At 52.6% G+C, this 20628-nt stretch carries 14 protein-coding genes and 3 pseudogenes; 12 read left to right on the top strand and 5 right to left on the bottom strand.

Annotated features, from left to right (window positions below; genetic code table 11):
- The first annotated feature begins 226 nt into the window (after positions 1-226).
- Entirely contained in the window at positions 227-1456 is a 1230-nt protein-coding gene (gene sstT, locus AC2FIS_RS12930; protein ID WP_496773739.1) for a serine/threonine transporter SstT, read from the top strand.
- Positions 1457-2070: 614 nt separating this feature from the next.
- Positions 2071-2541, top strand: coding sequence for a GNAT family N-acetyltransferase (locus tag AC2FIS_RS12925; RefSeq protein WP_496773738.1), 471 nt, complete (start codon positions 2071-2073; stop codon positions 2539-2541).
- Between the two features lie 113 nt (positions 2542-2654).
- Here AC2FIS_RS12925 and AC2FIS_RS12920 read toward each other — a convergent pair.
- Positions 2655-4034, bottom strand: a pseudogene (locus AC2FIS_RS12920) (IS3 family transposase).
- Between the two features lie 135 nt (positions 4035-4169).
- On the opposite strand from AC2FIS_RS12920, the gene AC2FIS_RS12915 reads away from it, so the two are divergent.
- The 6 genes from AC2FIS_RS12915 to AC2FIS_RS12890 all read left to right on the top strand — a co-directional run bounded on the left by AC2FIS_RS12915 (position 4170) and on the right by AC2FIS_RS12890 (position 14356).
- Complete coding sequence (locus AC2FIS_RS12915; RefSeq protein ID WP_496773736.1) at positions 4170-4766, top strand: LysE family translocator; 597 nt, start codon at positions 4170-4172, stop codon at positions 4764-4766.
- 67 nt (positions 4767-4833) lie between these two features.
- Complete coding sequence (locus AC2FIS_RS12910; protein WP_496773735.1) at positions 4834-5511, top strand: molybdopterin-dependent oxidoreductase; 678 nt, start codon at positions 4834-4836, stop codon at positions 5509-5511.
- 412 nt (positions 5512-5923) lie between these two features.
- The gene (locus tag AC2FIS_RS12905) at positions 5924-9277 is read left to right on the top strand and encodes an AAA family ATPase (protein WP_496773734.1); all 3354 of its coding nucleotides are present in this window, start codon (positions 5924-5926) and stop codon (positions 9275-9277) included.
- 329 nt (positions 9278-9606) lie between these two features.
- A complete protein-coding gene (locus AC2FIS_RS12900; RefSeq protein ID WP_496773733.1) occupies positions 9607-11541 on the top strand; it encodes a PrkA family serine protein kinase in 1935 nt (644 codons plus the stop codon).
- 15 nt (positions 11542-11556) lie between these two features.
- Positions 11557-12879: a YeaH/YhbH family protein gene (locus AC2FIS_RS12895; protein WP_496773732.1), complete on the top strand. Its 1323-nt coding sequence runs from the start codon at positions 11557-11559 to the stop codon at positions 12877-12879.
- Positions 12872-14356, top strand: a complete 1485-nt coding sequence (locus tag AC2FIS_RS12890) for a SpoVR family protein (protein WP_496773731.1) — start codon at positions 12872-12874, stop codon at positions 14354-14356. The genes AC2FIS_RS12895 and AC2FIS_RS12890 overlap by 8 nt, the downstream gene beginning before the upstream one ends.
- Positions 14357-14470: 114 nt before the next feature.
- On the opposite strand, the pseudogene AC2FIS_RS12885 reads toward AC2FIS_RS12890, so the two are convergent.
- A pseudogene (locus tag AC2FIS_RS12885) lies at positions 14471-14677 on the bottom strand (efflux RND transporter permease subunit); the annotation flags it as partial.
- Here AC2FIS_RS12885 and AC2FIS_RS12880 point away from each other — a divergent pair.
- Positions 14669-14803 (top strand): annotated as a pseudogene (locus AC2FIS_RS12880) (integrase core domain-containing protein); the annotation flags it as partial. The pseudogenes AC2FIS_RS12885 and AC2FIS_RS12880 overlap by 9 nt on opposite strands.
- A 57-nt stretch (positions 14804-14860) precedes the next feature.
- On the opposite strand, the gene AC2FIS_RS12875 reads toward AC2FIS_RS12880, so the two are convergent.
- The 3 genes from AC2FIS_RS12875 to AC2FIS_RS12865 all read right to left on the bottom strand — a co-directional run bounded on the left by AC2FIS_RS12875 (position 14861) and on the right by AC2FIS_RS12865 (position 17989).
- Positions 14861-15226: a hypothetical protein gene (locus AC2FIS_RS12875; protein WP_496773730.1), complete on the bottom strand. Its 366-nt coding sequence runs from the start codon at positions 15224-15226 to the stop codon at positions 14861-14863.
- A gap of 279 nt (positions 15227-15505) precedes the next feature.
- Entirely contained in the window at positions 15506-16882 is a 1377-nt protein-coding gene (locus AC2FIS_RS12870) for an Aq_097 family APC-type transporter (protein ID WP_496773729.1), read from the bottom strand.
- A 183-nt stretch (positions 16883-17065) separates the two neighbouring features.
- Positions 17066-17989 (bottom strand): LysR family transcriptional regulator, encoded by a 924-nt coding sequence (locus AC2FIS_RS12865; RefSeq protein WP_496773728.1) that lies wholly within the window; start codon positions 17987-17989, stop codon positions 17066-17068.
- An 86-nt stretch (positions 17990-18075) separates the two neighbouring features.
- Here AC2FIS_RS12865 and AC2FIS_RS12860 point away from each other — a divergent pair, with 86 nt between their 5' ends.
- The 3 genes from AC2FIS_RS12860 (at position 18076) to AC2FIS_RS12850 (ending at position 20496) form a co-directional block, all read left to right on the top strand.
- Entirely contained in the window at positions 18076-18366 is a 291-nt protein-coding gene (locus AC2FIS_RS12860) for an EF-hand domain-containing protein (RefSeq protein ID WP_496773727.1), read from the top strand.
- A gap of 94 nt (positions 18367-18460) precedes the next feature.
- Positions 18461-19489 carry an alpha/beta hydrolase gene (locus tag AC2FIS_RS12855; RefSeq protein ID WP_496773726.1) on the top strand — a complete coding sequence of 343 codons (1029 nt, stop codon included), beginning with the start codon at positions 18461-18463 and terminating at the stop codon, positions 19487-19489.
- Between the two features lie 383 nt (positions 19490-19872).
- Positions 19873-20496 (top strand): hypothetical protein, encoded by a 624-nt coding sequence (locus tag AC2FIS_RS12850; RefSeq protein ID WP_496773725.1) that lies wholly within the window; start codon positions 19873-19875, stop codon positions 20494-20496.
- Positions 20497-20628 lie beyond the last annotated feature (132 nt).

Genomic DNA, 20628 nt, shown 5'->3' with positions numbered 1-20628 from the left:
CGCAGGAAAGTTGACGCTAGGTAAGACTTTGTAATTCTTAAGCAATTCATGCATTTTTAGCTTCAAAAACAAATACTTCAGAAACGAACGGCAAAGGCCTAAGCCAACTAGAGCAGTTTAATTCCGCGCCAAGACGTCCAAATAGCCACCAGCCCTTGAACTTCAACCGTGTCTGCGCGGGCGTGAGTTTCGCCCGTGAGGCCCCTATTCAAACAGGATGGTCCCCATGAATTTTCTTCTGCGTGGTAGCCTGGTTACTCAAATCACCATCGGTCTTGTCGCCGGCGTTCTGCTTGCCACCCTTTGGCCTACTGCCGGGTCAGCGGTCGGCCTGCTTGGCGACTTCTTCGTCGATGCATTGAAAGCTGTTGCACCAGTTCTGGTGCTGATCCTGGTTTGCGCTGCGATCACAAACCACAAAAAAGGCAGCGAGGCGCGTATGGGCCCCGTGGTGCTTTTGTATATAGTCGGAACCTTCGCAGCTGCACTGGTTGCGGTTTCAGCCAGCTACATGTTTCCGGTTACTCTGCATTTGACAGGTACGCCCGAGCTTTTGGATGCTCCGGACGGTTTAGCTGAGGTTGTCAAAAATATCCTGCTGAAAATCGTGGACAATCCGGTGAATGCTTTGGCAACCGCTAACTATATCGGCATTCTAGCTTGGGCCGTAGGTCTGGGACTTGTTTTCCGTCACGCCAGCGACACGACCAAGACCTTGATGTCGGATCTGGACGGCGCGATTACCAAGATCGTCGCAGCGATAATCCGGGTGGCTCCAATCGGCATCTTTGGTATCGTGGCTTCGACGATTGCTGAGACCGGCATTGAAACACTTGCAAGCTATGGCCAACTGCTGGCGTTATTGCTTGGCTGCATGATTTTCATGGCGTTGGTTGTGAATCCGCTGATCGTGTTTCTGCGCATTCGCAAGAATCCATATCCGTTGGTTTTCACGTGCCTGAAAGAGTCCGGTATTACCGCTTTCTTCATGCGCAGCTCGGCCGCCAATATTCCGGTAAACATGGAACTTTGCCGCCGTATGGATTTGGATGAAGAGACTTACTCAGTCACTATCCCAATCGGTGCTACGATCAACATGGCCGGTGCTGCGATAACCATCACAGTCATGACGCTGGCAACCGTTCATACGATGGGAATTCAGGTTGATTTCGTCTCGGCTGTTTTCCTGAGCATCATTGCTTCGATCGCTGCCACTGGCGCTTCGGGCGTAGCAGGTGGTTCACTGTTGCTGATCCCAATGGCCGCCAGCTTGTTTGGCATCGACAATGCAACGGCTATGCAAGTGGTGAGCATCGGCTTCATAATCGGCGTGCTGCAAGATTCTGCAGAAACCGGTTTGAACTCATCGACTGACGTTTTGTTCACCGCGGCGGGATCGTTTCAACAAGGTGACCCTTACCCACGCAAATTGCCTGTGGCACAGCCCGCCGCTTAGCCACTACGTAAATCACTTCAACCGCTGGCACTAGTCATCGGTTGAAGGACAGATTGGTTCCGCGATCTGTGAGTTCGTAACCATGTTAATTTGCAGTAACAGCGAAGGTCCGCAAAGTGGGCTGCGACCGCAGCATGGAGGTTGGCTGCTGGATGTCGGCTATGGGCCGGGAATACGGGGCAGGGGCTTATGCTGGACTGCTCCGAAGTCGGTTTGAGCCCCTAGGCTGCCGTTACCCCCTTCCGCCTTTCGCACATGCAGAGAACCGCAAACGCGCGAAAGCGGACGTTCAAAATCAAGTATCTGAAGGTTGGTGAGCGGACTTTGCAGCCGATGTCGCCAGACCGGTCATTGAAGGCCAGCGTGAGAGTTTGAATTCAGACCGACCTTTCGCTGCAACAAGGACCGACCGTCAAGGAGCGGAAATAGCCGTCATTGCTCTCTTGCGCTGCGGCCAAAAGTGTCTCACTATCTCGATTATGTTGATCGAACGCGCGAACCCTACGAGCTATTACCTCCGTTATTGAACGGAGCGGTCAGTTTATTCAGACAGATGATGCCGCCACAGAGCGGCATTTTTCATTTTGCCTCTGTGGTAATAACGGGAGACTAAAATGGAAAAATCAACCCCCAACCATACCGTAAGGATACGTGATGCAAACCAGGCCAACTTGCCCAATCTCAAGAGAATGGTGGAAGCATTGGCCAAACATCATGATGATGTTCCTCAGATCACTATTGAAACTTTAGAAAGGGACATTTTCGACGTTTTTCCCTGGATTTACGTTATTGTTGCAGAGGTCAATGGGAGGGCCGTTGGATATGCAGCACTTTGTCCACTCATAAAGCTGCAAGTGGGTGTCAGGGGCATTGATATGCACCATCTATTTGTTGAGGCTGATTTTCGTGGATGCGGTATTGGAAAACAACTCATTGAAGGCGCAATGCAAAAGGCGCGAGAGCTTTCCTGCGCGCAAATGTCTATTGGCACCCATCCGGACAATTTGAATGCCCAAGCCGCCTACTTAGCTTGTGGGTTTGAGCGGCGAGACAGCTCAAATCCAAAGTTTTACATCGCGCTATGAGCCTGAATGCTGCGCCGCAGTAGCTGTCAATAATGGCACTGTCCGTCGTCGGAGTTTTTGGAACCAAGAGCGGCGTAAACTAAGAGAGTGTTCGGCTCATCTGGTTTGTGTGATTATGCTGCGCGCTGGCTGTGATGCAAGCGTCGCGCTTCGAACGTCTTCTGTTTGATCCTTTCTCGTTGTTCCAGAATGGCTTGGTCACGCCCGAAGTAGACATCGGCGGGTGTGACGTTATTTAGGCTCTCGTGATATCGCTGATGGTTGTAGTGATCGACGAAGGCTTCGATCTGGGCCTCGAGATCACCTGGCAGGAAGTAGTTTTCCAATAAGATGCGGTTCTTCAAGGTTTGATGCCATCGTTCGATTTTACCTTGGGTCTGCGGATGATACGGCGCACCACGACTGTGTTTCATGCCTTTGTCCTTCAACCATTCAGCCAAATCGCCAGAGACATAACTTGAGCCGTTGTCACTGAGCAGTCTTGGTTTGTGGACGACATGGACCTGATCACAGCCGGAGGCCTGCAAGGCTAAATCGAGGGTGTCTGTCACATCCTCAGCCCGCATGTTCGTGCAGAGTTTCCATGAGATGATGTAGCGGCTGTAATCGTCCAGAATTGTGCTGAGATAAAACCAGCCCCAACCCAGAACCTTGAGATAGGTAAAGTCGGTCTGCCCGCTGCCCGGCAGTCGCCGCTTGCGGCGATGAGAGGGGGAGCTGGTTGATGGCTGTTGTCTTATGCTCAAACTCATTCGCGGCTTTCAGCACGATGAAGGCAGGGCTGGTGATCAGGTCATGCGCCTTGAGCGTGCGATACACCGTAGATTCCGACACAAAGTAGCGCTCTTGATCGGTGAACGTGACGGCCAGCTCGCGCGGCGACAGCTCCGTCTCTTTCAGAGCGAGATCCACAACCTTGCGCTTCACTTCGGTGGGCACCCGGTTCCAGACATGAATTGGCTTTGGTGATTGATCATGCAAACCAGCCTCACCGCGCTGCAGATACCGATCATACCAGCGGTAGAATGTGGTACGGGGGATACCCAGCTTGGCCAATGTCCGGCGTGCCGAAAGATGGCTCTCTTCGACCAACCGAATGATCTCTAGCTTCTCAGATGCGGGGTATCTCATTTGTCGTCGCCCCCATCCCCGACCATGCTATTTTTGAGCAGCCGAAGTTCAAGCGTTTGCTCTGCCACAACCTCCTTCAGGTCACGAGCCTCGCGGCGTAGGTCTTTGACTTCGTCAGTCGTCGCAGCACGGGCCGTGTCACCCGCCAGGCGCCGTTTGCCAGCTTCCATGAAGTCCTTGGACCACTTGTAGTAGACGCCTTGCGAAATCCCTTCACGGCGGCATAGCTCAGCAATGCTGTACTCGCCACGCAGCCCGTCCAGCACGATCCTGATCTTCTCTTCGGACGAATACTGTTTGCGCGTGGCACGCTTGATGTCTTTGACGACCTTCTCGCCAGGGCTCTTCGTTTTCTTCCTCATGTCCCACTCCTCAGTGGTTACGATGAGCCAGAAACTCTCCCATATCAAATGCAGCTATTTGGACCCATAGGTGCTGACGTCAGACAATGCCTTTACGCCTGAACAATCTGACTTGCCAAGACAAAGGTAGACCAGATGGATACATTTGAATTTTTTGCATTTCTGATCGCGGCCATTGCGCTTTTGGGTTCACCCGGCCCTGCCATTGCGGCTCTTCTTGCAGTGGGTCGAGCGCATGGATGGCGCAAAAGCCTTGGGTTCTTTTGGGGGCTGCAATTTGGTTTGGCCAGCGCGGCTGGCCTGACCATCCTGGGTCTCTTTACATTGATCAGCGCATTTCCGTGGGCATTGACTGCGATGTCAGTCGCAGCAACAACTTATCTACTCTACTTGGCTTTCAAAATCGCAACTTCTCCGGTTGGCGACGCAGGGCATGAAATCAAACTATCACCTACACCTTTCGCTGGCGGCTTGCTTGGAGTGTCAAGCCCCAAAGCATATGCAGCTTTCGCATCCTTGTTCGCGTCTTTTCAGATCTTTGAGAGCAATCAGAATTGGGATGGCATGGTCAAATGGCTGGGCGTGTTTGCGGTAATGGGCGTCATGGACGCTATATGGCTACTTGCCGGGCATAAAATAGGACAACTGAACCTGTCAGTCAGGTCAGAAAAAGTGATGAACTACGTCCTCGCTGGAGCCATTGTGCTGACTGCTATTCTCGCTCTCATCTAGCGATCGCAGTCATGGCGTCTGACGCGCATCTTCTGCGGATCGCGCCCGCTTGCACCGGGAAACCATGATGGTTGATCGCTGGCTTCAGAATTTCATCACGCAGGACTCAGAGCTGTTTGTTAAGGACCACCTGGGCGAACCTGCGTTTTCGGTCGTCGATTGGCGCTTGGAAATCTCCGGGCTAGTTACAACGGCGCACAGCTTTTCGCTGCTTGGCCTGAGGGGCCTTCCCCAAACAGAGTTAGTCGGATTTCACAAATGCGCAGGCAGCCCCATCAACCCAGATAGGCCGACACCGCATGAAATTGGCAATGTCGTCGGGAAAGGTGTCACTTTGAGGCATCTGATTGATCTATGCCAAATGGAACAAGGGGCTTCGCATGTCTGGATGACTGGCGCCGATCATGGGTCATACCGCGGCTCATCTCCTCAATATTATTCGAAAGACTTACCCCTATCCAAAGCGGTGTCTGATGGAGTCATCATCGCCACCGAGATGAACCACGAACCTCTGACGAAGACGCGTGGCGGACCAGCTCGGTTGGTTGTTCCTGGATACTACGCGACCAATTCCGTCAAATGGCTCACATCAATCCAGCTTCAAGTCGAGCGATCCACCGGCGTCTTCGCCACCAAATACTACAACGACAAATTGCCAACGGAGAACGGACAAAGACGAATTGTGCCGGTGTGGGGTGTGAAACCCGACTCTGTGATTGTGGATGTCTCAGACACGGGTGTTTGATCCGTGTCAGGCCTTAACGTCCCTCGAAATGGACCCACCCACCTCTGGGCATGCCAACACTTTGGATCGGGCCCCGCATACTGGACAAGTCCGCTTGAAGGGCGCGCCCTTCCTGCGTCCTTGACTACTCTGCAGCACCCATCCGCCACGGACAGAGATTGTTCGCCCCGTCGCCACTCGGCGGTTATGGGCCGACCACGTCTCAGTAGCTAGCGGGGCAAGGGGCTTTGTTGCAACGGCACCGAGGTCAGCTCCGAGCCCAAGTTACCAGTTGGCCTCGTGTCGCAGATTGAACTGTAGAATGCCGACGACGCCGTCCAATTCGGCGCAAATCGAGCTCAAGAAAGTCAACCAGTTTCACCCTTTTTCATTCCTTCAATAGTTTGCTATTTTGCTCTGAAGAGAGGAAGATATGGCGAAATCCGTTGGTGATTGGCTGAAGGAACTCGAACTTGGCGCGTACGAACAGGCGTTCGAGGAAAACCAGCTATTAATGGAACATCTGCCGGACCTGTCTGAACATGACCTAAAAGAACTGGGTGTCTCTGCCATGGGGCATCGCAAGACACTGATGCGAGCCATCGCGGCCCTGTCCAACGAAAACGCTGAGGCAGCAAGCGTAAATCCGTCCATGACAGCATCATCCGACGATTCAAAGTATGCAGAACGCCGCCAACTGACGGTGATGTTCGTTGATCTAGTGGGCTCGACGGCGCTGTCAGGTGAACTCGATCCCGAAGAAATGCGCGAAGCGATAACCATCTTTCAAAACACAGTTGCCGGGGTGGTGACGCGTTACGATGGCCACATCGCCAAATATATGGGGGATGGCGTACTATGTTATTTTGGTTGGCCTCGTGCCCACGAAGATGACGCCGAACGTGCTGTTCGAGCAGGGCTAGCAATCATGCTGGCTCTCAAAGGGCTAACAGCAGCAAATGGTCAGGCACTAGTGGCGCGTTCGGGCGTGGCTACTGGCTTGGTGGTAGTCGGCGATCTGGTAGGGGAAGGTGCGGCTCAAGAAGAAGCCGTGGTAGGAGAAACGCCTAACCTTGCCTCAAGATTGCAGTCTTTGGCTGAACCAGGTCAGGTAATTTTGGCGGACTCCACACGTCAGCTGGTCGGGAGCGTCTTTAATTTCATCGACTTAGGCGAGCATGAACTGAGAGGCATTGCCGGCCTTACAAAGGCATTTACGGCGCTCGGTGAGCACGTTGCGGAAACTCGTTTTGCTGCCCGGCAATCAAAACAACAGTATTCGCTTGTTGGCCGCAAACAAGAACTAGCCCTACTTCAGGACCGATGGCTTCAGGCAAAGGCCGGCGAAGGTCAAATGGTTCTTCTTTCTGGTGAAGCAGGAATCGGAAAATCCCGCATTGTGAGTGACCTGATTGATGCTTTGTCACAGGAAGATTACGTGCGTATCATTTATCAATGTTCGCCTTATCACAGCGACTCTGCACTCTATCCAGCGGTACAGCAACTGACCCATGGGGCAGGTATAGCCAACAGTGATGGCCCCGACACGAAATTGAACAAACTGGAGGCGTTGCTTGCAAAATCTTCGAGTGATGTTTCCGATGCTGCCCCGATAATTGCCAATTTGCTGGGTATCGAAGCTGATGGCCGCTATGGACCAGTGGCTCTTTCACCTCCACAACTTCGGGCAAAGACATTTGAGGTCCTGATCAATCAGCTCTTTGGATTGAGCCGAACTGCACCCGTGTTGTTTCTGCTGGAGGACGCCCACTGGATTGATCCGACAACCCTGGAACTGGTTGAACAAACGGTATCCCGAATTGAACACTTACCGGTGTTAATTCTGATAACTGCGCGCCCGACATTTTCCCATCCGATTACGGGGCACCCCATCGCGACACGCCTGACCTTGAACCGTGTGGGCCGCGAGCAGACCCTGGCCATAGTCAACAACATAACCGGTGGTAAAATTTTGCCCCCGACCGTGCTTAAAGAAATCGTGGCTGGAACTGATGGCGTTCCGCTGTTTGTCGAAGAGTTGTGTAAGACATTGCTTGAATCAGGAATGCTCCGCGAAACCGAAACCGCCTTCGAGCTGACAGGTTCTCTCGAGAATTTAGAAATCCCCAGTTCACTGCACGATTCACTCATGGCCCGGCTGGATCGCCTCCAACCGGTCAAGGAAGTGGCCCAGATGGCCTCGTGCATTGGTCGCGAGTTTTCGTTTGAGTTGCTTGCTTCGCTTTCGCCGTTGTCCCAAGACAAACTGAGGGACGCTCTCGAAAAACTCATCTCGGCTGAATTGCTTTTCCGCCGCGGTACGCCACCGTCGGAAAGCTACATATTTAAGCATGCACTGGTCCGGGATGCAGCCTATGAAAGCCTGTTAAAGTCGAAGCGCAAAAACTATCACGCCGATCTTGTCAATGTGTTGCATGAAGAAGCGGGACCTGCACCCGAGATCATTGCTCATCACGCTACACAGGCAGGATTGATAGATCAGGCCGCGGCCAGTTGGCTGATGGCCGGACGACTGGCTATCAGTTCTTGCGCTTTTAGCGAAGCAATCGCGAATCTGGAAAACGGCCTGGAGGTTTTGGCCGGCCAAACCGACTCTCCTGAACGCCTGAACTTCCTGATTGAATTTCATTCAGCTTTGGGGGTGGCGACAATTTCATCGCTTGGTTATGGCTCTCCTGAGGTTCAGCAGCATTTCGAACGCGTATTGGACCTCAGTCAGAAAACAGGGGATTCTTCAAAGCAATTCATCGCCCTACACGGTTTATGGTGGTATTCTTTTACAGCCCAATCTGTCGAAAGAGCCCGAGAATTGGGTTTTGAACTGCTTTCCCTCGCCAAGCAATCTCAAAGGAATGACTGGGAAATCATGGCTTACCGTGCGTGTGGCTACGGGAGCTGGCTATCCGGTGACTTTGCGTCGGGATTGGAGACTTATAGGCATGGGGCATCACTGTCAGATTCCTCCGCTCAGGAAGAATTGGCATCGCGCTTTGGTGGAGCAGCGCCGGGAATTGCTCTCAACGCAGTGGGAGCCCATTGCCTTTGGAGCCTTGGCTGGCCCGATCAAGCGTTGGAAGTTGCGCAACGCAATTTGGCATTGCTACAAACATTAAATCATGAAGTCAGCGAGTGCTTTGCCTACATTGTTCTAGGCCAGATCAATCAACAACGCGGTTCAGTTCTGGAAGTGAACCGGTATGCGGAACAAGTATTAAATGTTGCCGAAAGCCTTTCGTTTCCACTCTATGCGGGCTGGGGGAAACCTCTGTTAGGATGGGCCAAATTTAAAGAAGATGCCAATGCAGATAGTATATCAATGATCCAGGAAGGTATTCAGCTCTCAGACAATACGGGCACCATTGTTCTGGGAAGTAACTGGCGGGGTTTACTGGCTGAAACCTGTCTTGAATTTGGAGAGTTCGATTTATGTGGGAAAGCGCTGGATGAAGCCGAAGCCCTTCAGTTAAAATTGGGTGAAGGGTTATGGGCCGCCGAAATTTCACGGCTGCGGGGAAGTTTATATCTGGCCAACAGCGACACTCAGCTTGGTGAGCGGTGTTACCAAAAGGCAATAGCAATAGCGCAGGAGCAAAAGGCAAAGTCCTGGGAACTGCGTGCCTCGACCTCCTTGTCACGTCTGTGGGCAGAGGCCGGAGACCGCCAGAAGGCCAGGGATTTGCTGGAGCCTTTGTATAACTGGTTCAGTGAAGGATTCGACACAGTCGATTTGAGAGAAGCTCGTCAGCTTCTTCATGAACTTGGATAGGCAAATTTGTCCCGCTTGATGCCACGCGACTAGTTTACAAAATTGAGGGCTCTTACTGGCTAACAGTGTCGGTAATACTTCGACATGATCCGTTGCCGGCATTGCGCAGAAAGTGGGCTCCGCAATTTCGCCGTGGATTGCACAGCCTACCACAACGATTGCGCGGTGGCGGGCTTTGCAAGCATCAATAAATACAAATTTCAAAAGAGCGGCAGGTGGGAAACAAATTGTGATTAGAAATTAAACAATTACGGACTAATTTTGTGGTAGACTAGAATGAATTTAGCGCGCTGGGACGAAGGAGTACGAAACCAAGAGGAACTTTGTAGATGGAGATTTTCGAGCAGTTTGCGGAAGAGTATGGGCGGACCAAGCTCATCGAAATGACATTGCAGGATTATTTGCTGGAATGTCGTGAAGACCCGACAATGCGGGCTACCGCCGCTGAGCGGATGGTCGCCGCGATTGGCGAGCCAGAGCTTATCGATACCAGTCAGGACGCTCGGCTCAGTCGCATATTTCTTAACCGGACAATCAAGCAATACAAACCTTTCCAGGACATATATGGCGTCGAGGAAACCATTGAGCGCATCGTTGGCTTTTTCCGCCATGCCAGCCAGGGTCTCGAGGAGCGCAAGCAAATCCTCTATCTTCTGGGACCCGTCGGCGGGGGCAAGTCAACGCTTGCCGAGATTCTCAAAAACCTGATGGAGCGGCAGCCGATCTATGTGCTGCGGGCAGGTGACGAGATCAGCCCAATCTTTGAATCTCCTCTTGGCCTATTCGACCGCGTGCGGATGGGGGATCTGCTGGAGAATAAATACAACATCCCCAAACGGCTGTTGAACGGATTGATTTCGCCTTGGGCGGTCAAGCGCCTGCAGGAGTACGAGGGCGATATCTCCAGATTTTCAGTTGTAAAACTCTACCCGTCGAAACTGCGCCAGATTTGTGTCGCGAAGACTGAACCGGGTGATGAAAACAACCAAGACATTTCTTCGCTTGTCGGGAAGCTCGACATACGCAAGTTGGAAGAATTCAGCCAAAACGATCCAGACGCTTATTCCTATTCCGGTGCTCTAAACCGCACCACGCAGGGTTTGATGGAATTCGTGGAGATGTTCAAGGCGCCGATCAAGGTGTTGCATCCCCTGCTGACCGCCACGCAGGAGGGGTCGTATGCGGGGACAGAGAACATCGGTGCCTTCCCCTTCCAGGGTGTGATTGTTGCGCATTCGAACGAAGCAGAGTGGCAGCAGTTCAAAAACAACAAGAACAACGAGGCCTTTTTGGACCGGATCAGCTTGGTCAAGGTTCCCTATTGCCTGCGTGCCTCGGATGAAACCCGCATTTACGAGAAGCTGCTTGAGGAAAGCAGCCTGGGTGAATCTCCCTGCGCACCGGAAACGTTGTCCATCCTGAGCCAGTTCAGTGTTTTGACACGCCTGAAAGAGCATGAAAATTCGCCGGCTTTTTCCAAGCTCCGCGTTTATGACGGTGAAACACTGAAGGATACCGATCCCAAAGCGCGGTCAGTGCAAGAATATCGGGATGCGGCCGGGGTGGACGAGGGGATGACCGGCACATCCACCCGCTTTGCGTTCAAGGTGCTGTCCGAGAGCTTCAATCACGACACCGAGGAAGTGGGTGCCGATCCGGTTCATCTGCTCTATGTTCTTGAACAGGCGGTGAAACGGGAGCAATTCCCCGACGAGGTGGAAAGCCGGTACCTGTCTTTCATGAAGGACGACTTGGCACCGCGCTACGCGGAATTCATCGGCAATGAGATCCAAAAAGCTTACTTGGAATCCTATTCTGACTTTGGTCAAAACCTTTTCGACAGATACATCGCCTTTGCCGATGCCTGGATCGAAGATCAGGACTTCAAGGATCCGGATACCGGCCAGATCCTCAATCGCGGCGTTCTGGAGCAGGAACTTGAAAAGATTGAAAAACCGGCTGGAATTGCAAACCCTAAGGATTTCCGAAACGAAGTTGTTAAATTCGTGCTGCGTGCACGGGCCAACAATCGCGGTCGAAACCCTGATTGGCGTAAATATGAAAAGCTGAGAAGGGTCATCGAAAAACGGATGTTCGGCCAGATTCAGGACCTTCTGCCTGTCATCAGCTTCGGCGCTAAGCGCGACAAGGAGACCGAAGCAAAGCACAACGAGTTTATTGATCGAATGATAGGTCGCGGTTACACGCGCCGACAGGTCAGACGCTTGGTTGAATGGTACATGCGGGTCAACAAGGCAGGATGAGGAGTCTATGCTCAAATGGCCCATTTCATCGACCGAAGACTGAACCCCAAGGATAAGAATCTTGGGAACCGCAGGCGGTTTCTGCGTCGGGTTCGCTCAGCCGTTAAAGAGGCGGTTGAAGAAAGTGTCCGGCGCCGGAAAATCGCTGATGTCGGCCGGCAGGAAAACATCTCTGTACCGGCAGAAGGGATTGGTGAACCGCATTTTCAGCATGACAGCAAAGGTGGTTCCAGACACAGGGTTCTGACAGGAAACAAGAAATTCAAGGCAGGTGACCGTCTCAAGAAACCTCCATCGGGTCAAGGCGGGCAGGGTGGACGTGAGGGTGCGCCCGATGGGGAGGGCGAGGACGAGTTCATGTTCGTTCTGTCGCGGGAGGAGTTTCTTTCCCTGTTCTTCGAGGATCTCGAACTGCCCGACATGGTCAAACGCAGTCTGAAAGAGGTCACCGTCTCCAAGCCGCATCGCATGGGCTATACTGCTGCCGGAACGCCCGCCAACCTCAGTGTTTCGCGAACGATGCGCAATGCTTTTGGCCGACGTCTTGCGATGCGACGACCGACAAACGCCGAGATACAGGCTCTTACGCAACAGGTTGAAGAACTGGAAGCGTTGGAAAAGCCAGATGCAGCGCGAAAGGCGGAAAGGCAACTGCTGAGTGAGCAACTCGACAAGATGCTACGGCGACGCCGGATTGTTCCCTATATTGACCCGCTGGACGTGCGTTACAAGTATTTCGAAATGCGCCCCGAACCGGCGGCGAACGCGGTAATGTTCTGCCTGATGGACGTTTCAGCCTCGATGGGGGAGCGTGAAAAGAACCTTGCCAAGCAGTTCTTCGTCCTGCTGCATCTTTTCCTCAAGCAACGCTACGATAAGATCGAGCTTGTATTCATCCGCCACACCCAGGTCGCAGCGGAGGTTGATGAAGACACTTTTTTTCACTCGCGCCAAACTGGCGGTACGGTCGTGAGCAGCGCGCTCACCGAAATGAAAAAGATAATCGAAGCCCGTTATCCGCCTTCGCTATGGAATATTTATGCCGCGCAAGCATCAGATGGTGAGAATTTCAGCGGAGATTCACAACTATGCGCTGACCTGTTGACCAGCGATCTGATGAAGCGCTGCCAATACTTTGCCTATACGGAAATTGTCGACGAGACCGAAGCCAATCTGATGAACAGCGAAGATAGCGGCATGGAACTATGGCGTTCGTACCGACAAGTTGCAGAGGCTTGGCCAAACTTCGCCATGAAACGGATCGCACGAGCCAGTGACATCTACCCGGTTCTGCACGAGCTGTTTGCGCGCAAGACGAACGGAGTTTCCAATGGTTGATCGGGCCGAATCTGGTGCGCCGCTGTTTGACGGCGCGGATTGGGATTTTCAGACCATCCAGCGCAGCTATGATGCAATCGAGCGTGTGGCGATTGATGACCTCGAACTTGACGTCTATCCGAACCAGATCGAAATCATCTCGTATCAGCAAATGCTGGATGCCTATTCGTCGACAGGGATGCCGCTCATGTATCGGCATTGGTCCTTTGGGAAGCGTTTTGTTCACGAAGAAAAAGCCTATAGCAAAGGCGCAAATGGTCTTGCCTATGAAATCGTGATCAATTCCGATCCATGTATTTCCTACTGCCTTGAAGACAACACGATGGCACTTCAGGTCCTTGTGATTGCTCATGCGGCCTTCGGGCACAATCACTTCTTCAAGAACAATCACCTGTTTCGTCAATGGAGCGATGCGCAAGGTATACTCGACTATCTCGACTATGCGCGTGGATTTATCGCCCAATGTGAAGAACAGCACGGGGAACGCGAGGTCGAGCGTTTGCTCGACGCGGCGCATGCGCTTATGCCGTCCAGCGTTTTCCGGCACAGGCGCCCAACCCACTTATCGCTCGCAGAAGAGAGAACCCGGCAGCGTGAGCGGCAAATCGAAGAAGAGCGGGCGGTACATTACCTGTGGGATGCATTCGATCATCCCACACAGTCTTCGAAAACCGATGAAGAAGCGCAGAAGCGCAAGCGCGAAATGGGGCTGCCGGAAGAAAACCTGCTCTATTTCATCGAACGTCACAGCCCGGTTCTGAAGCCATGGCAACGCGAAATTCTACGCATCGTTCGCAACATAGCACAGTATTTCTACCCGCAACGTCAGACCAAGGTTATGAATGAAGGATGCGCCTGCTTCGTCCACTATTATATTACCAACGAGTTGCACCGCGCTGGTTTGCTGACGGATGGCGCGATGCTCGAAATATTGCACAGCCATACCAATGTGCTGTCGCAGCCCGACTTTGACGCCCCGAACGCGATCGGGATCAACCCTTATGCGTTGGGTTTCGCGATGATGCAGGATATCAAGCGCATCTGCACCGACCCAACCGAGGAGGACCGGGAATGGTTTCCGGACATAGCGGGCAGCCGTGCGTGGCGCGATTTATTAAAGGATGCCTGGGCCAACTATCGCGACGAGAGTTTCGTTCAGCAGTTCCTCAGCCCCAATGTCATGCGCCGGTTCCGCATGTTTTCGCTGACCGATGACGAGGGGAAGCCCTTCTACACAGTCGACGCGATTCACAACGAACGCGGTTATCATCAGGTGCGCAACACCCTGGCGCGCAGTTTCGACGTTTCGGAACACGATCCCGATATTCAGATCGTCGATGTGGACTTAATGGGGGATCGCCACCTGAGGCTGCATCACTCTGTGCGTGATGGCGTGCCGCTGGACAAAAAGGCCAGCGAATTGACTTTGGGTCATCTGCGGCGAATCTGGGGTTTCGACGCGGCATTTGAAAGCTAGCAGTGATTGGGTCGCGAACTCTGAGCTTGGATTGACATAAGTGCCTTTGTTGTGTCCCTAACTTTTGGCTTTGATTGTCACGCTGTTCCCCGACACGGTCTGGGCTACTGGATGTACGGCAGCCAGGGAAAGAGCATACAGAAGGCCGGCCTGATCACCGGACTCGCGCCCTTTCAGTGACAAGCCTGTCCATGCGATCTGAAAGCCTGGTGGCCGCTCTTGCGCCAAGACCTCAATTTCAGCCAACGCTTCGCCGGTTGTGAACCCCTCGGCAGGGCTACCCTGCATCTGAATGGCTGAGGCACCGTCGTAGCGATACACGAAGCCCAAGTCCTGATCGAAGAATGGGGGAAGCGCTACAACACCAAACGACCGTGCAGCGCTCCGGGCTACCGCCGTCCGGCTCCGGAAACCATCGTCCAGATAAACCAGAGGCCAATCATTCACCAACAATCAAACTGGGCCACTCAAGGGGGGCGGATCAATATCCATTGTACCCATCCTTTAAAGCTCGGGCTGCGCTAACGTCTCATCGTCGGCTGGTGTTTGCTGATGTGACACGAGCTTCCAAACACCGGCATCGTTTAAATATGTCGACGCACATACAGCGTGATAAATCGGAGCGTTAGGACGCTCGGCTGAAACCCGATATGCGAGAACAGCAATATCACCTTTAAGATTGAAATGTCGGTCGCTCATTCGAACCGTCCGCCATCCTGCCGTGCCTTGCGCACCAGTCGTGCCGCGTTGTATTTTTGCCGGGTACGGGAAGATCATCACGGCATCTTCAGATATTTCTGAATGTGCGGAATCGAAACCGTTTAACCATAGCCGCTCTTCTGTCGCCCAAAGTTGGTCCTCAGTTGTCATTTCCCTCTCCTTCTATTGCGTACGCCTCAATGGAATATGGCGCTTCTTGAAATCTGCTTCTGAATCGACCCCATGAAATTGGGAACAAGAACAATTTCTCTCATAGGTTAGGTGTTCTGCACCAAGCCGTCACCTCAATTGGTGTTCAGGGTGCAAAAGGCTCATATTTCTAGGGCCTGCGAACCGTCATCGCTTCAAAGCGATGAGCCAAATTCGGCTTCGTTTAGACATAACTGAGTGTTGAAGGCATTCGGTTCCTATTCCTTGGCGAAATCCTGTTCAACCGGCTGGAACCCCGAATACGAAAACCGCTCCGGAAATAACACTTAGCGCCAAAAAGGCGGCTGCTTTTTTCTCGTCACCCTTACGCTTACGTGCAGCTTCAAATGCGACCAGGCATTGAAGGGCGTAAAACAAGGCAAAGGCACGGCTTGCCAAGGCTATCACTTGGTCAACATCAGTCGACCACAGAATGCCAATTCCAACCAGCGCAATTAGACCATAGGCGTGGCTGGGGTTTACGCGATCATGAGTGATCTCGCCGATCAAGCCAGCATCCCCAATACTGTCTGCAACAGATGCACTAAATTGGCTAGCTGTCGCAGCTATTGTCAAAGAAATCGGCAGTATGCCCGCGACCAAGGCCGAGACAGATATAACAGCAGCAACTCCCTCTCCCTGAGACAGATCTATAAGCAGCGGCGAAAGAAGTATGAAGAAGACAATGTAAATAACCCCAGAGAGCAACTGGGCATTCCACATCGCCTTAATTCTGGTCTGCGCGTCAAATTCCTCTCCCATGAACCTTGTCGTTTCAAATCCCTGTACAACAATCAGCAACCCGAGAAGAACGGGAAGTGACTTAAGTTCGAATTTGCCAGCAGCTGACAGAAAGTCGCCCGGTCCGACGATCCTCCCGAATGCAAAAACCGCAAGAGCCGCAAGAAATCCAGCTATCACTGATAGATTTAAAGCTGTCGCATAGCGTTCAACGCGGGCAACTTTTTGCGCTCCACCGCTCCAACCTAATAGCCCAATCACCACCAAAAGACTTATCGCGATGGGTTTTGCCAACTCTGGCCGGTCAATATTTGCGCCCTGAAGGACAAAGTGCCCGAGAAGGGCAAGGTAATAGGAAACGGAAATGAAGTAGGCAAATGCAAGAACAATATGACTGAGTTGCTCAATCGAATGCAGGACATGATCCTTGTCGGCCGCCAACTGTGGTTCGACAACTCTGATGTTGTATCGGATTGTCCATCCAATCAGCATTGCCACCAGAATTAACAGCGCCATCGCAAGCGCAGCAAAGCCCCCAAACTCCCGGGCAAGCAGAGGGGCTGAGACAAGAAACCCACTCCCGATTATTGAGGCGAGCGGGGTAACTGTGGCGCGCCAAATCGCGGTTCGTGAAAACGGAGCGAACAGCAATCCCACAAGAATGACTGCTCCAATAGCCACAAAGGTAATTGTCGGTATCAAATCAACAGACCTTTCCGCTTCGGGCGTGTTCTTCGCCTCTTGAGGAATTCTATCTAAGTTAACTACTTCTAACTGTGTTTTGGCCTTTTCCCTATGATTAATCCAAGCATTGATTTTTTGGCTGTTGTTGAGAAAAGTCCCGGACAGGCTCAGTTGCGCGCCGCTGCAATCCATAGGGATGCCACACTCGGGCGTGCAGCGAATGACCGGATTGGCGATGCTGCATCGCAGCACTAGCGATCACTATGAGGGTCCGCATTGGGCCGTCTTCGCTTGGGAAAGCAGCTGCGAGACAGAATGAACGATGCGCCTTTGGTGGATACTCGACAGTCATCGAATTTCTTCCTAAGCCGAGTCCTATGGCGCAATAGTCTGTACTACCTCCTCTACGAACCAGCGAATGGCCGGATTGAATTGCCCCCGCTCATGCCAGAGCAGGTAATAGGGAAATTCCGCACCTGACCTGAAGGGCACCGACACGATGCTGGAGAATGAGGAGAGCTGAACCCCCAAACGTGACGGCGCGGCTGCAACGACGTCGCTGTTTGCGACGTGGAAAGACATAGAGGTGAAGAAAGGTACAGACAACGTTGCCGGATCACCATTGCTGGTCGCACGCATGACGGTATCCGCTCGCAACCGATCAACTGTCGGATAGCTGAATTCAATCTGTCGGTACGGTGTGATATCTGGTGGCTCCAGAAAGCCCTTCTGCGCAGCAAGCTCGTGCAACGGATGACCCTCGCGCATGAGAAGGACGTAGCTGTCGGTAAAGAGTTTTTTGACGATAAGATCACCCTTCACTTTGAGCCCGGCGTAAAAGACAAAATCAATTTCACCGTCCTGAATTGCCGAAAAACTGTCTGGTACCAATGGTGTTACATCCACTCTAACATGTGGTGCGACCGTCGCCAGCCGATCGACAAGCGGCCCAATGATGCAAGCCGCAGCATAGTCGGTACCAGCGATCCAAAAACGCCGGCTTGAATGTGCGGGATCAAACCGAGGCGGCAGAAAAACCGCTTCGGTCGCGTGGATCGCCTCTAGCACCGGTTCCTGAAGCGACAGTGCGTGATCCGTCAACTGATACCCTGCCTGAGTTCGGATTAATAATGGGTCGCCAGTCAGATCCCGAATGCGTGCAAGAATGCGACTTGCCGCAGGTTGACTGATCTCAAGCAGTTCAGCAGTTCGGGTCACGCTGCCAGTCTGCAACAAGATCCGCAAAAATCGCAAAACCCGAAAGTCCATCGAAGCCAATTCATCATTCTGTTTTTGCATGACCAGTATGTTATTTGCGTCATTTTGATTATGTCAAGATAAGCGCATTTAAACCACATCGAAATTAAACACGATGAGGAACCCCCATGAGATTGGTCCAATTGGCTTTCACAGCCAGCAGCGTAGTTTTTGCAGCCGCCATGGCACATGCCGATGTATCGACCGAAACGCACGACCTGAACCAAGACGGAGTCGTGACGTTTGAAGAAATGCTTGAGTATCACCCTGCGGGAATTGAGCGGACCCAAGCATTTATTGATCGTCACAGAGCTATTTTCGATGGTGCAGACACGAACGGTGACGGCGTCGTAGACGCGAGCGAAAACCAGGGTGGCGGCGCTGGAAAAACGAAGATCAAGGGCGCCAAGAAGTCTTGAAGTACCAAGTCTTCAGCACCGAGGCTGATAGAACAAACGATAAATTCCAACCTCACAATGCACGTAAAGCCCTGAGATTGAGGGAGAAGTAAATATGCACATAACCCGCAGAACTCTTGCCGGGCAGATGGCACTCTGGGGTGCCGCGGCAGCGATACCAGCAACCATACCTAAGCACGCCACAGCACAACCCAGGGCTTCTGGCATGTACGACGTACGCGATGTGTCATTCCCCAGTGGCCTAGAAACGCTTGCAGGCAAATTCTTCCTGCCTGCAGGAGAGGGTTCGCATCCTGCAGTGGCGATCATGGGCCCCGTGGCGTTTGTAAAAGAGCAATCACCAGTACAATACGCCACAAGGCTGGCACAACAGGGCCTTGCGGTTTTGATCTTTGATCCGCGCAATCACGGCGCTAGTTCAGGTGAGCCGCGCCGGTTTGAATCCGGTGAGGCCAAGATCGAAGATCTTCGCGCTGCTGTCGATTTCCTTACTGAAAAGGATGGGATTGACCAAAGCCAACTCCATCTCCTTAGAATTTGTCAGGGCGTGAATTGGGCGATTGAAGCTGCGGCTCAGGACGAGCGGATCGCATCGCTTGGAATTGTTGCCGGTCACTACCTGACCCCCGATACGGCAATCATGTATCTCGGCGATGCTGTGTCAGTCGAGGCACGCATGAACCGGTCAGCAGCGGCGTCCGCGAAGTTTTCCGAAACCGGTACGGTGGACTATATTCCAATAGTCGGTTCCCCCGAAGCCCTGTTGACAGCCACGGCCGTCGCCGAGTGGTATCTGCCATGGGACAACGAAGCGCCGTGGTTTCTCCATCGCGGTGGTTGGAAAAACCGGATTACAGCAATGAGCGAAGCGGGAATTTGGGGCTGGCAGATCAGCGACGCGGCATCGCGCCTCTCATTGCCGGTTCTCATGGTCCACGGTGACAAAGCCGCCAGCGGCCCGGATATTCCGAAGAGAATCTATCAACAGATCCCTTCGGCCCATAAAGCACTTCACTGGATCGATAGTGCCAATCAGCTTCAATTCTATGAGGACCCGCTGACCATCGACCGTGTCGTTGCGGCTCTTGGCCCGTATTTCCGGGGTGAGCAGATCAGTCTTTAACGCTGCTCCGATACGCGGTGATCACGAGCCATCCACAAGTTCTGGGTCGTGATCATCCGTTGTGGAGCAATGTAGCATGGCCTCGACGGCAGGCCGTTTCAAAGAGAGTTTTGACAATGACAAAATGCTTGAGCGCCTTGTTAACTTTGACGATTGTTCAACCTGTTGCTGCAGAGGAAATCCAAGTCAGTGGCCTGCCACCCTTCACCGAAGCAATCCTGCCTTTGGGGGCAGACGTCTATGCGATTTCTATTGGCCCTGGCGGACCTGGTGAGGAATTTGGGTCCCAAGCCACCAATGGTGGACTGTACAAACTCGGACTGAGTGGCGCACATGAAAGCATCACTCTTTCCGACGGCGAAGGCCTCCGCAACCCGACCGGGTTGGTTGAACTTGGCAAACAAATTGTCCTTGTGGATGGCAATCAAGTCATCTCGCTTTCCCATGAAGGCGAGGTCAACTGGCGGAAGAGTTACAACGAAGAAGGTGTTTTCTTCTACGATGTTGAGGTGCTGAACGATGCCACTTTGCTTGTCAGCGATTTTGGGCGTGGGGGTTTTGTCACTGTGTCGGCAAACACCGGAGAAATTCGACCGACTCTGAAAGATGTTCAGATCAATGGTCTTGCCAGATTCGAGATTACTGACGGCCAGATCTATGCGGTATCATGGGGTGCTGATGACGCTTGGGATAGCGCTGTTTATCTTATCTCAGAATTGGATGAGGCCGGCCTGTCAGAAAAACTGGCGGGTGGATTTGGAAATCTTGAATCCATTGAGGTTGTAGATGGAACAGTGGTTGTCGGCGGTTACCGCGGGCATCAGGAACACCAGGCGTTCAAGCTGATGCAGTTGGATGCGGAAGGCGGTGTACATTCGCTCGGCGCAGGATCAAATACCCGCGGCGTTTCAGATATCTACTCCGATGGTCATTCCGTTTGGTTGAACTTTTTCTATGATGGGGCTTACGCCAAAATACCTGCAAAACACTTTTTGGCAGGTAGCTAAACGCGGTTTGAACGAGAAAAGGTGGCGACTCCCAATAGACTGTTCGCAGCCCCAAGCGGGCGTCATTCCTAATCGGTACAACATGAATGGTAACAATTGATTAAATGACAATGTATTTGCGGAGCTCCTCAA

This window comes from Ruegeria sp. CDSB113, from assembly GCF_059611045.1.
Note: the sequence above shows the minus strand (reverse complement) of the source record. Positions and strands in the feature narration are given on the sequence as shown.

What these genes read in the sequence shown, in the direction of transcription:
- AC2FIS_RS12900 (WP_496773733.1), top strand. Translation starts at nt 9,607, where the DNA reads ATGGAGATTTTCGAGCAGTTTGCGGAAGAGTATGGGCGGACCAAGCTC.
- sstT (WP_496773739.1), top strand. Translation starts at nt 227, where the DNA reads ATGAATTTTCTTCTGCGTGGTAGCCTGGTTACTCAAATCACCATCGGT.
- AC2FIS_RS12905 (WP_496773734.1), top strand. Translation starts at nt 5,924, where the DNA reads ATGGCGAAATCCGTTGGTGATTGGCTGAAGGAACTCGAACTTGGCGCG.
- AC2FIS_RS12895 (WP_496773732.1), top strand. Translation starts at nt 11,557, where the DNA reads ATGGCCCATTTCATCGACCGAAGACTGAACCCCAAGGATAAGAATCTT.
- AC2FIS_RS12925 (WP_496773738.1), top strand. Translation starts at nt 2,071, where the DNA reads ATGGAAAAATCAACCCCCAACCATACCGTAAGGATACGTGATGCAAAC.
- AC2FIS_RS12890 (WP_496773731.1), top strand. Translation starts at nt 12,872, where the DNA reads ATGGTTGATCGGGCCGAATCTGGTGCGCCGCTGTTTGACGGCGCGGAT.
- AC2FIS_RS12865 (WP_496773728.1), bottom strand. Translation starts at nt 17,989, where the DNA reads ATGCAAAAACAGAATGATGAATTGGCTTCGATGGACTTTCGGGTTTTG.
- AC2FIS_RS12875 (WP_496773730.1), bottom strand. Translation starts at nt 15,226, where the DNA reads ATGACAACTGAGGACCAACTTTGGGCGACAGAAGAGCGGCTATGGTTA.
- AC2FIS_RS12910 (WP_496773735.1), top strand. Translation starts at nt 4,834, where the DNA reads ATGGTTGATCGCTGGCTTCAGAATTTCATCACGCAGGACTCAGAGCTG.
- AC2FIS_RS12915 (WP_496773736.1), top strand. Translation starts at nt 4,170, where the DNA reads ATGGATACATTTGAATTTTTTGCATTTCTGATCGCGGCCATTGCGCTT.
- AC2FIS_RS12855 (WP_496773726.1), top strand. Translation starts at nt 18,461, where the DNA reads ATGCACATAACCCGCAGAACTCTTGCCGGGCAGATGGCACTCTGGGGT.
- AC2FIS_RS12870 (WP_496773729.1), bottom strand. Translation starts at nt 16,882, where the DNA reads ATGGATTGCAGCGGCGCGCAACTGAGCCTGTCCGGGACTTTTCTCAAC.
- AC2FIS_RS12860 (WP_496773727.1), top strand. Translation starts at nt 18,076, where the DNA reads ATGAGATTGGTCCAATTGGCTTTCACAGCCAGCAGCGTAGTTTTTGCA.